Raw genomic sequence first — 13,992 nt, 5'->3', positions numbered from 1 at the left:
CCGGATGGTCTGGCAGGGAGCCTCTTCTCAATCAACGTCCTGATGGCGACGGCTTCAGCTGGCTTATTCCTGGCTGCCATTCCCCCAGCAGGCGATGGCGTCACCTACCGAGAACTTGCCCTCCAGCAGGGCGCGGCCAAGGATGATCCCCTTGACGCCGGAGCCTTTGAGCGCCTCGATATCCGCGATGCCGCCAATGCCGCCAGAGGCCTGAAAGGCGACGCTCGGGTAGCGGGCGCAGAGATCCCCATAGAGCTCGACGTTGGTGCCAGCCAGGGTGCCGTCACGGCTGATGTCGGTGCAGAGCACATGCTTGAGCCCGGCGGGGAGGAAGCGCTCGATCAGCGCCTCGATGGTCACGCCGCTGTTCTCCTGCCAGCCTGCCACCGCGATATGGCGATTGCCCTGGGCATCGATATTGACGTCCAGCGCTAGCACGATCTGCTCGGGGCCATATTTTTCCATCCAGCTGGCTACCAGCTCCGGGGATTTGACGGCGGTCGAGCCAATCACCACCCGGCTGGCACCGGCGGCCAGCAGATCGGCCACATCCTGCTCCGTGCGCACGCCGCCACCGACCTGCACCGGTGCTTCGGTGGCCGACAGCAGTTGGGTCAGCAGGGGCAGCTGGCGTGCCCTGGCATCCTTGGCGCCGTCCAGATCTACCAGATGGAGCTGCACCGCCCCCTGGGAGACATATTCATCGAAGCGGGCCTGCGGGCTGCTGCTGTATTCGGTCTTCTGGTCGTAGTCACCCTGATAGAGCCTCACGACTTGGCCGTTAATCAGATCAATGGCTGGGATAATCATCCTTGTTACAGCTCCAAAAAGTTCTTCAGTAGACGGGCACCGGCTGCGCCGGAGCGCTCCGGGTGGAATTGGGCGCCAAAGAAGTTGCTGCGCTCACCAACCCCGCCCACGATGGCGGTAAAAGGCGTGCCGTAGTCACAGGTCGCTAGCGTCGCGTCGGTCACCTCCAGCGCATAGGAGTGAACGAAGTAGAAGTAGCTGCCGCTCGGGATCCCCTTGAGCAGAGGATGGGTCTCGTCATGCTCAATCTGGTTCCAGCCCATATGGGGCAGGCGCAGATTACCGACTTCCATCAGCCGGATCTTGCCCGGTACTATGCCAAGGCAGTCGATAAGCGTATCTGGCGAACCCTCTGTGCCCATGCTCTCTTCGGAGGCCTCTGCCAGCATCTGCATGCCGAGGCAAAAGCCCAGCAGCGGCTGTTTGGCGGCGCGAATAAGGGGCACCAGCCCCCGCTCGTTGAGGTTCTTCATGGCGGCCACCGCGGTGCCGACGCCGGGCAGGATCAGCTTGTCGGCCTGCTCGATATCGGCCGCCTGGCTGGAGACCAGCGGCGTCACGCCGAGGCGTTCGAATGCCATCCTGACCGAGGCCAGATTGGCGCAGCCAGTGTCAATGATGACCAGCTTCTGCTTGCTCACATCCATCACAGCACTCCCTTGCTGGAGGGGAGGTCACTCCCTTCCACCCGAATTGCCTGACGCAGGGCGCGGCCAAAGCCTTTGAACAGCGCCTCCACCTGATGGTGGGTATTGCCGCTGCCCACCTTCATCTGCAATGTGATGGCCATAGCGTCCGACAGCGAGCGGAAGAAGTGGGGCACCATCTCGGTGGCCATCTCGCCCACATTGTCGCGGCCAAAGCCGCTCGGGCAGTCAAACACGAAGTAGGGGCGACCGCTCAAGTCCAGCGCTGTGCTCACCTCCTGCTCGGTCAGCGGGCGCGCATCGATCACGGCCTGCACCTCGTCCATCGCCAGCACAAAGCCGAAGCGGCCGATACCGCGCTTGTTGCCAAGGGCCTGACGCAGTGCCTGACCCAGCGCCAGCCCCACATCTTCCACCGTGTGGTGATCGTCGATATGCAGATCGCCGCTGACGTTCAGCTTGAGCTGGAAACCGGCGTGGGTGGCAATCTGATCCAGCATGTGATCAAAGAAGCCGATGCCGGTGGCGATCTGGTTGCCACCGCTCTTGTTTGTGGCAGAAGGGTCGAGGTCCACTGCTACCTGAATGCGAGTCTCTTTGGTATTGCGCTCCACCGAGGCTACGCGGCCCTTATCTGGACTAAGAACAGCGAGCAGCTGATCACGGATGGCGAGCCAGTCGTGATCCTGCGGGTGATAGCGAATACCGCCAATGCCCATGTTGTCGGCCAGCTGCAGATCGGTCTGGCGATCACCAATCACGAAGGAGTTGGCAAAGTCGATACGGCCCGAGGCAAGGTACTCCTTCACCAACCCGAGGTGGGGCTTGCGGCAGCTGCAGCCGTCGGTCGGGAAGTGCGGGCAGATCACCACCTGCTCCCACTTCACCCCTTGCGATTCAAACAGGTGCATCATCAGGTCGTGGGGTGGCTGGAAGTTCTCCAGCGGCAGGCTGGCGGTGCCCAGCCCATCCTGGTTGGTGACCATCACCAGCACGTAGCCAGCGGCCTGCAACTCGCGCAGCACCGGAATGACCATGGGCTCGAAGCGCAGCTTGGCGAGGCTATCCACCTGCTTGTCGGTCACCGGCTCTTCAATCAGGGTGCCGTCGCGGTCGATAAACAAAAACGGGGTCTTCATCGCTACATCCTTGTCTTACAAAGTGGGAGAGGGCAGATCACGCAGTACCGCCAGCACGGCATCCATCTCGCCCTGATAGCCGATGGTGACGCGAATGCTGTTATCAAGGCCGGGTTTGGTCGAGAAATCCCGCAGTATGATGCCGGCGGCCTTCATGGCAGCAAAGACGGCGGCGCCATCCACAAAGCGCACCAGCACGAAGTTGCCCTTGTCCTCGAATACCTCTTTTACGCAGGAAAGTTCGCCGAGCGCGGCCTTGAAGGCGGCTTTTTGCTTGTTGAGCTCCACCACTCGCTCCTGCATCAGCTCCAGTCCCATGGGGGAGAGGGCCTGCGCCGCGATCTGGGCGATGGGCTCGGGGATGGGATAGGGGGCGATCACCTTGGCCAGCATGGCGATCACCTCTGGGCTTGCCAGCGTAAAGCCGCAGCGGATCCCCGCCAGGGCAAAGGCCTTGGAGAGGGTGCGGGTCACCACCAGATTGGGGAAGCGGGCCAGCAGGTCGACCACAGACGCCTCGGGGCAGAACTCGATATAGGCTTCGTCCACCACCACGATGGCGCGATCCCGGGTTTTTTCCAGCAAAGCGATAAGGCCGTCGCGACCCACCAGATCCCCGGTGGGGTTGTTGGGGGAGCAGAGAAACACCAGCTTCACATCGCCGAGGCGATCGGCGATAGAGGGCCAGTCGGGCTGGCGGCTGGCGGTCAGAGGCTGCTCGACGATGCCAACGCCACAGGTCTCGGCGCTGATGGCGTACATGCCGTAGGTAGGCGGGCAGATGAGGATCTGATCTTCACCGGCTTCGCAGAAGGTGCGAATAAGCAGCTCGATGGCCTCGTCGGCGCCGCGGCTCACCAGCACCTGATCCGGGTTGACTCCGGCGTAGGCGGCATAGCCGCTCACCACCTCGGCCGGTTGGCACTCGGGGTAGCGGTTGAGGCGGCTCCCCTCGATGCTGAAGGGATAGGCCTGCGGCGCCTCATTGGCGTTGAGCCAGACGTGGCCCTTGCCGCCGATGCGGCGGGCGGATTGATAAGGGGTGAGGGCCCGCACCACGCGGCGTGCCAGATTGGCAATGCTCATGACAAATCCTTTTGCTGTGCTGTTGGTTGGGGCGCGGCGGCCAGGGCGTTCAACCTGAGGGTGACGGCGTTCTTGTGGCCATCGAGCCCTTCGGACTGGGCGATGCGCTCGACGATAGGGCCAAGGCCGCGAATACCTTCGGCGCTCAGCTCCTGCACCGTGTAGCGGCGCTGATAATCGGCAAGGCCCAGGCTGGAGCAGGTACGGGCATAGCCATAAGTTGGCAGCGTGTGGTTGGTGCCGCTGGCGTAATCGCCGACCGACTCGGGGGTCCATGCTCCCAGGAAGATGGAACCGGCGTTCTCGAGTTTATCCAGCAGGTCGCGTGGGGCGCGGGTCTGTACAATCAGGTGCTCCGGCGCGTAGGCGTTGGAGATGGCGCACGCCTCGGCCAGATCGTCACAGAGGATCACCAGACTGCTGCCGAGCGCCTGGGCGGCGATATCGCGGCGGCTCAGCTTGGCCAGCTGGCTTTTTATTTCCCCTGCGATGGCATCGGCCAGCAGCGGCGAGGTGGTGACCAGCACCACCTGGCTGTCGGGGCCGTGCTCGGCCTGAGAGAGCAGATCCGCCGCCACGAAGGCCGGGTTGGCGCTCTCGTCAGCAATCACCAGCACCTCGGAGGGGCCGGCGGGCATGTCGATGGCGGCGCCGCGCCAGTCGCGGGAAACCTGCCCCTTGGCTTCAGTCACATAGGCGTTGCCCGGGCCGAAGATCTTGTCCACTTTGGGAATACTTTCGGTGCCGTACGCCATGGCGGCGATGGCCTGGGCGCCGCCGATGGCGAACACCTTCTCGACCCCGCAGGCGCGAGCGGCAAACAGGATCTCGTCGCTGGCGGGGGACGGGGTGCAGAGCACCACTTCACGGCAACCGGCGATAGCAGCCGGAATGGCCAGCATCATCACGGTGGAGGGGAGCGGCGCACTGCCGCCCGGCACATAGAGGCCGACCCGGCTGATGGGCTGGGTGCGCAGCTCGCACACCACCCCGGGCTGGGTTTCTACCCGCACCACCGGTTGCACTTGCGCGGCGTGGAAGGTGCGAATATTGGTAATGGCCGCTTCGATGGCGCTTTTGATGTCGTTATCCAGCCGCGCGCAGGCGGCTTCAATTTCAGCCTCGCTAACGCGCAGCTGTTCACGGGGGGCGCGCTCGAAGCGCTGGCTCAGCTCGCGCAGGGCCTCATCGCCACGGCTACGCACCGCGGCGATGATATCCCGCACTACGGCGCCAATATCGGCCTCGTCATTGAGGGCGGGCCGGGTCAGCACGTCGGCCTGCTGGGCGGGGGAGAGGGTCTTCCAGATCAGGGTCTGCATGATGTCCCTTCCTTATTCCATCATTTTTTCGATGGGCAGCACCAGAATGGAGCTGGCACCGAGGGCCTTGAGCTGCTCCATGGTCTCCCAGAACAGGGTCTCGCTGGAGACGACGTGCAGCGCCACCTGATTGGTGTCACCGGCCAGTTGCATGATGGTGGGGCGCTCGGCACCCGGCAGCAGATCGGTGATGGCATCGAGCTTGTCTTTGGGGGCGTGCAGCATGATGTATTTGCTCTCGCGGGCCTGCTGCATCCCCTGAATGCGGGGCAGCAGTTTGTCGATGAGCTTCTGTTTGGCATCAGACAAGGGGTTGGGGGCCTGTACCAGCACTGCCTTGGAGCGGTAGATCACCTCTACCTCTTTGAGGCCATTGGCTTCCAGGGTCGCGCCGGTGGAGACCAGATCGCAGATGGCATCGGCCAGACCCGCACGGGGCGCTACTTCTACCGAGCCGCCCAGCATCACGCTCTTGAAGCCAAGCCCCTTTTCATCAAAGAAGCGCTTGAGCAGCCCCGGGTAGGAGGTAGCGATACGCTTGCCCGCCAGACTCTGTGGCCCTGTGTAGGTGACGTCTTCCGGCACCGCCAGCGAGAGGCGGCAGCCGCCAAAATCGAGCTGCTTGAGGGTTTTGACCTCGAACGGCAGGCCCTGTGAGGCACGAATAAGCTGCACCTCTTCCAGCACGTTCTCGCCGATGATGCCAAGGTCGACTACCCCTTCCATCACCAGACCCGGGATGTCGTCATCGCGCACCCGCAAGATATCGATGGGCATGTTCTCGACATGGGCGATGAGGCGCTGCTCGCGCAGGTTGATCTTGAGGCCACAGCTCTTGAACAGGGCCTGGGAGTCCTGGCTCAGACGACCGGACTTTTGCATGGCGATACGCAGACGTTGTGCTTCCATTTGCTCGATTTCCTTCTAGTCAAAAACGAAAAAACCCTCGGAAGTGTGTGCTTCCGAGGGTTTATGAATCTTGCGGTCCTTTTGGAAGTCACCAGTTAAGTGTCTTCCAGCAATCAACCTCCTGAAAGACTAGTCGGGATGATGATGGTGGTGATGAGTCTTCAGGTTGGTGAACTTCATGTAATCAATCCTTTGCAAAATAAGATGTCGTAGTTGACGCCTGATTTAAACTACCTGCCTTGACAGAAAATGCAACCCGAAATTGTGATTTGATCGATTAAAGTTGAGAAAACGGTTTTCTGGTCGATAACTAGACAATAACCCCTTGCAGGAGTCGCCATCATGCCCAGCCAGGACCTGTTGTTCCCCATTTTGCCCCGGGCGCCCGCCGCGCCCGGCAGCGAAGAGATCAAGCGGGAAGTGAACCAGATCAGCAAGAAGCACCAGCTGCGCAAGACCAGCACTGACAACAGTGACTCCCAGCAGCGTCAGCAGGCGTATAGCACGCCCGCCAAGCGTGATCAGCCCAAGGCGGAAGAGGACGATCACAAGCCGGATCCCGACCATCAGATCGATCTGTTCGTCTAGGCAGATTATCTGTCCCGCTTTTGCCGAGCTTTTGGCATAATGGCCGCTTTTGCTGCGGGACGCCCTTTTGACCATCCAGACCCTGTTCAAGCCAGATGGCCCTCTGGCCAGCCATATCGACGGTTTCAAAGCCCGCGCTCCCCAACTGGAGATGGCCGAAGCGGTCGCGCGCGCCATCAAGAGTGGTGGCCGTCTGCTGGTGGAGGCGGGGACCGGTACCGGCAAGACCTACGCCTATCTGGTGCCAGCGCTGGAGTCCGGCAAGCGGGTGGTGATCAGCACCGGCTCCAAGAACCTGCAGGAACAGCTCTTCTATCGGGATCTCCCGACCATCACAGGTGCGCTCTCCTACACCCCGCCGGTGGCCCTGCTCAAGGGGCGCAGCAACTATCTCTGCATCGAGCGAATGAACCGGCTGTTGAGTGAATCCCATCTGCAAAAGCCTGAAGTCCTGAACGATCTGGTGAAGGTCAAATCCTGGTCCACCGCCACCGATAACGGCGATGTGGGGGATATTCCGGGACTGCAGGAGAACGCCGAGATCCTCGCCCACGTCACCAGCACCAACGACAATTGCCTTGGTCGCGACTGTCCCTATTACGACGATTGCCATCTGGTTGTGGCCCGCCGCCGCGCCATGGATGCCCAGGTGGTGGTGATCAATCATCACCTCTTCTTCGCCGATATGGCGGTGAAAGACACCGGATTTGGCGAGTTGGTGCCCCAAGCGCAAGTCTATGTCTTTGATGAGGCGCATCAGCTGCCGGAGATCGCCACCAACTACTTCGGCAAGTCGGTGGGCAGCCGCACCATCCAGGATCTGGCGCAGGATATCCAGCTGGCCTATCGCGCCGAGGCCCACGATCTGGCCCAGCTTGGCAAGGCGGCGGACCGGCTCTCCATCGCCAGTCAGGATCTGCGCCTCGCCTTCGGGGTGGATGGTGGTCGCGGCAATACCCGCGACATGCTGCGCCAATCGCTCTGGGGCCAGGCGTTGGCTCGTCTCAACGACGCCATCGGGCTCTGCTACGAGGTGCTCAAACTCGCGCTCGGCCGTGGCGAACAGCTCGATCACGCTTTCGAGCGGATCTGCGAGCTGCGCACCCGCCTTGGCGAGGTGCTGGCGGTCAACCAGACCGGTTTCTCCTACTGGTATGACTGCTCGCGACTGCATTTTTCCCTCAATTTGACGCCGCTCTCGGTGGCCGAGCGATTCAGTGCCGAGGTGCAAAAGCCGGAGGTGGCCTGGGTCTTTACCTCTGCCACCCTGACGGTGGATATGCGTTTTGATCACTTCAAGGCTGAGTTGGGGCTGGCGGGCAGCGCCGAGCTTATTCTCGACAGTCCGTTCGACTATGGCGAGCAGGCGCGGCTCTGTGTGCCCCGCTATCTGCCGGAGCCCAACGCCTTTGGTCGCGGCGAGCAGCTGGCCAATCTGATGATCCCGCTTATCAACAAGACGCCGGGAGGCTGTTTCTTCCTCTGCACCAGCCATCAGGTGATGCGTCAGGTAGCCGAGGTGCTGCGCCGGGAGATTGGCCGCACCGTGCTGCTGCAGGGGGAGGACAACAAGCAGCGGCTGCTCAAGGAGTTTGTCGAAAATGGCCGCGCCGTGCTGGTGGCGACCAGCAGCTTTTGGGAGGGGATCGACGTGCGAGGGGCGGCGTTGTCGTGTGTTATCATCGACAAACTGCCGTTTGCCAGCCCGGATGATCCGCTGCTCAAGGCGCGGGTGGATGATTGCAAGCTCAAGGGGGGCGATCCCTTCGCCGAGCTGCAGTTGCCCAAGGCGGTGATTGCACTCAAACAGGGGGTGGGGCGGCTTATTCGTGATCGCAGTGATCACGGCGTGCTGGTGATCTGTGATCCACGGATGGTCAACAAACCCTACGGCGCCACCTTTATCAAGAGTCTGCCCGCCATCCCTCGCACCCGGGAGTTGGGGACGCTGGGGAGCTTTTTCGATCGCACTGAACGCGGTGAATAAGTGTGCCGCCAGATAACAGATTTGAACAACGGGTGAGCATCTCTCGCTTGCCGGTTATGTAATTGACTGATTTTATAGAGATTGGAAAGCATGAACGAGTTGAAGATCCTGGCCGTAGATACCGCCACCGAAGCCTGCTCCGCCGCCTTGCTGGTGGGTGACAAGCTGTTCTCCCGCTGGGAGGAGGCGCCACGGGATCACACCCGAAAAATCCTGCCCATGGTTCAGGCTGTGTTAGACGATGCCGGGATAAGTTTGAGTGACCTCGACGCCATCGCGTTTGGCCGTGGCCCGGGTTCCTTTACTGGCGTGCGGATCGGCATTGGCGTTGCGCAAGGTCTGGCATTTGGTGCGGGTGTGCCGCTGATCGGCATCTCGACCCTGGCTGCCATGGCACAAGGGGCCTATCGACTCGATGGCGCCGAGCAGGTGCTGACCGCCATCGATGCGCGGATGAACGAGGTCTATTTCGGCCGCTATGAGCTGCTCGATGGCCGCATGCAGCTGGTGGGTGACGAGGTGGTGAGCGATCCTGCGGCACTGGTTGACGCCCGTGGCAAGCTGGCGGGTCGAGTGACCTGCGTCGGTACCGGTTTTGAAACCTATGGCGAAATTTTAAGTGGTCTTGCCGATGAGCTGGCGGTGAGTCAGGTACGCTTCCCGGCGGCAGAAGACATGTTGCCGCTGGCCCGCACCGCCTGGCTGGCGGGGGAGGCAGTGCCGGTGGAGCAGGCGACACCGGTCTATTTGCGTGACAAGGTGACCTGGAAAAAACTGCCGGGTCGCGAATAAGGGCAAGAGGTATGTCGCTCTTGCCGCTCATCAGCTGCAACACAAGCGGGTGGCCCCGACGGGCCACGCTGGCAACAGGAGAGTGACATGATGCGTAAGTCCAGAAGCGACATGATGAAACGCACAATGGTGATCGGGGCGCTGGCCCTGCTACTCGGGGCCTGCAGCTCGGTCCCCAAGGAGCTGGCTTATGAACCCGAAAACCAGCTGGTGGCCTATCAACCCGCCCTTGGCGGGATGGAGGGCAAACCGGCCCGCTGGAGCGGCGTTATCTCGGCGGTGCACAACAAGGCAGATCAGAGCATTATTGAAGTGGTCTATTTGCCGCTCAAGTCCAACGGCGTGCCGGAGCAGACCGAGCAGAGCCCGGGGCGCTTTCTGGCCATCATGAAGGGCTTTGTCGATCCGACCCTCTACGCCAAGGGGCGCAGCCTGACGGTGCTCGGCACCATAGGCCAACCGGTTGATAGCCAGATTGGCGAGCACAAGTACCGCTTCTCGGTGCTCAATGTGACGGGCAGCAAGCTGTGGCCGCCAGTCAAGGAGGTGGAGGTGCGCTATATGGACCCCTACTTCTATGACCCCTTCTATGATCCCTTCTGGCCGAGACGGCCGCTGCGTCGTTAAGGCTGGTCATGATCAACCCCATGATGAGCACCATGCACGAGCGGCTGCTGACTCTGGCGGATGGTCGGCAGGTAGCCCTGCTGGAGAACCAATCCCCTGAGCATGATCAGCAGGGCAAATCCATGTTGATCGCCTTGCATGGCTGGCTCGACAACAGTGCCAGCTTCTTGCCGCTGGCGCCGCATCTGGGGGATTTTCACCTCATCTGTGTCGATCTGCCGGGGCACGGCCACTCCGATCACAAAGCCACCTCTTATGTCTTTGTTGACTGGCTCGACGATCTCTACCAGATCGTACAGGCGGCCGGCTGGTCGCGTTTCACTCTGCTCGGTCACTCCCTCGGGGCGCTGATCGCCTCGGCCTATGCCGGGGTGTTTCCCGAACAGGTGGAGCGGCTGATCATGCTGGAGGGGCTGGGGCCGCTGAGCCAACCCGATGAGGAGGTGCCCGCCCAGCTGCGACGTGCGATTTTAAACCGCAGTCGCACCCGGGAACGCAGTACCAACGGCTTTGCCTCCATTGATGAAGCGGTGGTCGCCCGTTGCAAAGTGGCGGATATCACGCCGCAGGCAGCGCGTCTTATCTGCGAACGGCAGCTTGAAGAGCGGGCAGGGCGCTGGTACTGGCGCAGCGATCCCCGCTTGCGGGATCTTTCACCCCTTAGAATGAGCGAAGGGCAAGCCCGGGCCCTGATGGCGGCTATCCGCTGTCCGGTGCTGTTTATTCAGGGGGAGCAAGGCTTTGCTGCGCTGGAAACCCAATGGCAGTCCCGTCAGGATGCCTTCCAGCAGATCGAACGGGTCATATTGGGTGGAAACCACCATTTTCATATGGAAAATTCGGTTGATACGGCCGTTTGTATCGTAAAGTTTTGTCAAGTTCGGTAGAATCGCCAGCTTTCAATAATTCCATGTTTGTTTTCTCCCTCACATTTTTCTGTTGTTAATTTGCTGTTAATTGATGTTGCGCTGTGTAAATATGGCGGCATTAGAGCATCAGCTTAAAACGATCGATTAAAATGGATGTGAACAGGGACGGAGGCAACACAGTGAGCGCACAGGTGTTAGTTATGCAGGAGAAGTTCGTGGAAAAAGTCTGGCTGAAGCGTTATCCGGAAGGGGTTCCCGCCGAGATCAATCCAGACCAGTACGGCTCCCTGGTTGAGATGTTCGAATCCTCGGTGACCCAGTTTGCCGACCAGCCCGCCTTCGTCAACATGGGACAGACCATCACCTATCGCCGCCTGGAAGAGCAGTCCCGCGCCTTTGCTGCCTACTTGCAAAACGAGCTGAAGCTGGAGAAGGGTGATCGGGTCGCGGTAATGATGCCGAACCTGCTGCAATACCCCATCGCCGTGTTCGGCATCCTGCGCGCCGGCATGATAGTGGTCAACGTCAACCCGCTCTATACCCCGCGTGAGCTGGAGCATCAGCTCAAAGACTCCGGTGCCAAGGCCATTGTTATCGTCTCCAACTTCGCCCATACCCTGGAAAAAGTGGTCTACGACACCCCGATCAAGCACGTTATCCTGACCCGGATGGGGGACAACCTGGGTCTGGCCAAGGGCACTCTGGTCAACTTCGTGGTCAAGTATGTCAAGAAGCTGGTGCCGAAATATAATCTGCCCGACGCCACTACCATGCGTCAGGCCCTCTCCAAGGGACGTTTCCTGCAGTACATCAAGCCCGAGATCACCAACGACGATCTCGCCTTCCTGCAGTACACCGGTGGCACCACCGGCCTTTCCAAAGGGGCCATGCTGACCCATCGCAACATGATTGCCAACGTCGAGCAGTGCCTCGGCGTCTACGGCCCCATGCTGGAGCGTGGCAAGGAGTTCGTGGTCACCGCATTGCCCCTCTATCACGTATTTGCCCTGACCGTGAACTGCCTGCTCTTTATGCGCATCGGCGGTTACAACCTGCTGATCAGCAACCCGCGCGATATCCCGGGCTTTGTCAAAGAGATCAAGAAGTACCCCTTCACCTGCATTACCGGGGTCAACACCCTGTTCAATGCGCTGGTCAACAACGAAGAGTTTCAGGGGATCGCCTTTGACAAGCTCAAGCTGACCATCGGCGGCGGCATGGCGGTGCAGCGCGCGGTTGCGGAGAAGTGGAAGACACTGACCGATACCCCGTTGCTGGAAGGCTATGGCCTGACCGAGTGTTCGCCACTGGTGAGTGTCTGCCCCTACGATCTGACCGACTACAACGGCTCCATCGGTCTGCCGGTCTGCTCCACCGAGATCCGTCTGGTGGATGACAACGGCCAGGTGGTTCACGCCCTCGGCACCCCAGGCGAGATGCAGGTGCGCGGCCCGCAGGTGATGGTGGGCTACTGGCAGCGCCCCGAGGCGACCGCCGAAGTAATGCAGGATGGCTGGCTCTGTACCGGTGATATCGCCGTGTGCGACGAGCAGGGCTTCTTCAAGATCGTTGACCGCAAGAAGGACATGATCCTGGTCTCCGGTTTCAACGTCTATCCGAACGAGATCGAAGATGTCGTTGCGCTGCACCCGAAAGTGCTGGAAGTGGCCGCCGTCGGCGTACCGCACAAGGTCTCCGGCGAGTTGGTGAAGATCTTTGTGGTCAAGAAAGATGCAAAATTGCAGGAGGACGAGATTATTGCCCACTGCCGCAAACATCTAACTGCCTATAAGGTGCCGAAACTGGTAGAATTTCGCGACGAACTTCCCAAGACCAATGTGGGCAAGATCCTGCGCCGCGTACTGCGCGACGAGGAGATTGCCAAGCAATAACCGGACTGCGGCTGCAGAACCCTCTGCAAACCCGCACCGTCGTTATGCAAAACCGTGGGTCATCCCACGGTTTTTTCTTTTTGGCCCTGATCAACCGCGCAGGCACAGATGCACTATCAACTTATCACTCAGCAAGCCGACTTTGAGCACTATCTCGCTTCTCTGGCCGATGTTCCCTTGGCTATCGATACTGAATTCGTTCGCACCCGTACCTACTATCCCCAGCTTGGCCTGTTCCAGATCTATGATGGCGAGCATCTGGCGCTGCTGGATCCGCTGACGCTGGATCTCTCCACCCTCTGGCAGCGACTGGGCAGGGCAGGGCAGATCGCCATCCTGCACGCCTCTGGCGAAGATCTGGAGCTTATCCAGCATCAGGCAGGCCACCTGCCCAACCAGATGCACGACACCCAGTTGGCCACCGCATTCCTCGGCTACGGCGTCTCGGTCGGCTTTGGTGCGCTGGTGAACGAATTTCTCGGGGTCGAGCTGGAAAAAGATCAGGCGCGCACCGACTGGTTGGCCCGTCCCTTGACCTCCCGCCAGCTCGAATACGCTGCGGCGGATGTGTTCTACCTGATGCCGCTCTACGAGAAAGTGATGGCCAAACTGCGGGAAAGCGGCAAGTTTGCCTGGTTCGAGCAGGAGTGCCAGAACCACTCAGCCCGCAAGACCCAGGGTAGCGATCCCCGTCAGGCTTACCTCGAGATCGTCAACGCCTGGCAACTGGGGCGCCGCGAGCTTGCCATCCTGCGCGAGCTGGCCGCCTGGCGCCAACAAGAGGCGGTACGCCGCGATCTGGCCCTCAACTTCGTGGTCAAGGAGCTGCACCTGTTCAAGGTGGCTGAGCGTCGTCCGACCTCCATGCGGGATCTCAACGAGCTGGGCCTCTCGCCTATCGAGATCAAGATCCACGGCAAGCGGATGCTCGATATCGTCGCCAAGGCGCAGCAGAGCGATCCTGACAGCTGGCCCGAGCCCATTCGCCGGCTGGTGGATTTCCCCCAGTACAAGGCCGAGCTCAAGCGCATCAAGGCCATGGTGGAAGAAAAGGCCAAGGCCAGCAACATTCCGCCCGAGCTGATCGCCAGCAAGAAGATCATTCACCAGTACTTCACCTGGAGCTGGCGGATGAACGACGAAGAGCGGGCCCGCAGCGACAAGCCGATGCTGCTGCAAGGGTGGCGTCATGAGCTGGTCGGTCACCTGCTGGCACAATAAGCCACCAGAGTGTTGCACCTATAAATCAATCCTCACCCCAGGGTGGGGATTTTTATTGGGCGAAAGGTAACAGCGGGCATGCCGAATTGGGGAACGCAGGGGG

The 13,992-nt window shown here is 60.6% G+C and carries 13 protein-coding genes and 1 other annotated feature; of the genes, 7 read left to right on the top strand and 6 right to left on the bottom strand.

Annotation, left to right across the window (positions count from 1 at the left end; genetic code table 11):
* Positions 1-63: 63 nt before the first annotated feature.
* The 6 genes from hisA to hisG are packed head-to-tail and all read right to left on the bottom strand — an operon-like array spanning position 64 to position 5,913.
* A complete protein-coding gene (gene hisA / locus OKC27_RS06535; protein WP_182939655.1) occupies positions 64-810 on the bottom strand; it encodes a 1-(5-phosphoribosyl)-5-[(5-phosphoribosylamino)methylideneamino]imidazole-4-carboxamide isomerase in 747 nt (248 codons plus the stop codon).
* A 5-nt stretch (positions 811-815) separates the two neighbouring features.
* A complete protein-coding gene (gene hisH / locus OKC27_RS06530) occupies positions 816-1,457 on the bottom strand; it encodes an imidazole glycerol phosphate synthase subunit HisH (RefSeq protein WP_182939656.1) in 642 nt (213 codons plus the stop codon).
* Entirely contained in the window at positions 1,457-2,596 is a 1,140-nt protein-coding gene (hisB, locus tag OKC27_RS06525) for a bifunctional histidinol-phosphatase/imidazoleglycerol-phosphate dehydratase HisB (RefSeq protein WP_182939657.1), read from the bottom strand. The genes hisH and hisB overlap by 1 nt, the downstream gene beginning before the upstream one ends.
* Positions 2,597-2,611: 15 nt before the next feature.
* Positions 2,612-3,682: a histidinol-phosphate transaminase gene (gene hisC / locus OKC27_RS06520; protein WP_182939658.1), complete on the bottom strand. Its 1,071-nt coding sequence runs from the start codon at positions 3,680-3,682 to the stop codon at positions 2,612-2,614.
* Positions 3,679-5,004 carry a histidinol dehydrogenase gene (hisD, locus tag OKC27_RS06515; RefSeq protein WP_182939659.1) on the bottom strand — a complete coding sequence of 442 codons (1,326 nt, stop codon included), beginning with the start codon at positions 5,002-5,004 and terminating at the stop codon, positions 3,679-3,681. The genes hisC and hisD overlap by 4 nt, the downstream gene beginning before the upstream one ends.
* 12 nt (positions 5,005-5,016) lie before the next feature.
* A complete protein-coding gene (gene hisG, locus OKC27_RS06510) occupies positions 5,017-5,913 on the bottom strand; it encodes an ATP phosphoribosyltransferase (protein ID WP_182939660.1) in 897 nt (298 codons plus the stop codon).
* A gap of 25 nt (positions 5,914-5,938) precedes the next feature.
* Positions 5,939-6,067: a sequence feature (His leader region), on the bottom strand.
* Positions 6,068-6,255: 188 nt separating this feature from the next.
* Between hisG and OKC27_RS06505 the strand changes: the two genes are divergently transcribed.
* From OKC27_RS06505 to rnd, 7 genes are all read left to right on the top strand, one after another.
* Positions 6,256-6,501 carry a hypothetical protein gene (locus OKC27_RS06505; protein ID WP_075113349.1) on the top strand — a complete coding sequence of 82 codons (246 nt, stop codon included), beginning with the start codon at positions 6,256-6,258 and terminating at the stop codon, positions 6,499-6,501.
* Between the two features lie 67 nt (positions 6,502-6,568).
* Complete coding sequence (locus OKC27_RS06500; protein ID WP_182939661.1) at positions 6,569-8,488, top strand: ATP-dependent DNA helicase; 1,920 nt, start codon at positions 6,569-6,571, stop codon at positions 8,486-8,488.
* A gap of 90 nt (positions 8,489-8,578) precedes the next feature.
* Complete coding sequence (tsaB, locus tag OKC27_RS06495) at positions 8,579-9,280, top strand: tRNA (adenosine(37)-N6)-threonylcarbamoyltransferase complex dimerization subunit type 1 TsaB (protein WP_075113350.1); 702 nt, start codon at positions 8,579-8,581, stop codon at positions 9,278-9,280.
* Between the two features lie 111 nt (positions 9,281-9,391).
* Positions 9,392-9,907 (top strand): Slp family lipoprotein, encoded by a 516-nt coding sequence (locus OKC27_RS06490; protein WP_182939662.1) that lies wholly within the window; start codon positions 9,392-9,394, stop codon positions 9,905-9,907.
* 20 nt (positions 9,908-9,927) lie between these two features.
* On the top strand, positions 9,928-10,794 hold the full coding sequence (locus OKC27_RS06485) for an alpha/beta fold hydrolase (RefSeq protein ID WP_182939743.1): 867 nt from the start codon (positions 9,928-9,930) through the stop codon (positions 10,792-10,794).
* 197 nt (positions 10,795-10,991) lie between these two features.
* Positions 10,992-12,668, top strand: a complete 1,677-nt coding sequence (fadD, locus tag OKC27_RS06480) for a long-chain-fatty-acid--CoA ligase FadD (protein ID WP_139709491.1) — start codon at positions 10,992-10,994, stop codon at positions 12,666-12,668.
* 108 nt (positions 12,669-12,776) lie between these two features.
* Positions 12,777-13,889: a ribonuclease D gene (gene rnd, locus OKC27_RS06475; protein ID WP_182939663.1), complete on the top strand. Its 1,113-nt coding sequence runs from the start codon at positions 12,777-12,779 to the stop codon at positions 13,887-13,889.
* Positions 13,890-13,992 lie beyond the last annotated feature (103 nt).

The organism is Aeromonas sp. QDB62, assembly GCF_027705695.1.
In the GTDB taxonomy this organism is placed as follows: domain Bacteria; phylum Pseudomonadota; class Gammaproteobacteria; order Enterobacterales; family Aeromonadaceae; genus Aeromonas; species Aeromonas allosaccharophila.
The sequence above is the reverse complement of the archived record's forward strand: the minus strand, read 5'-3'. Positions and strand labels throughout refer to the sequence as shown.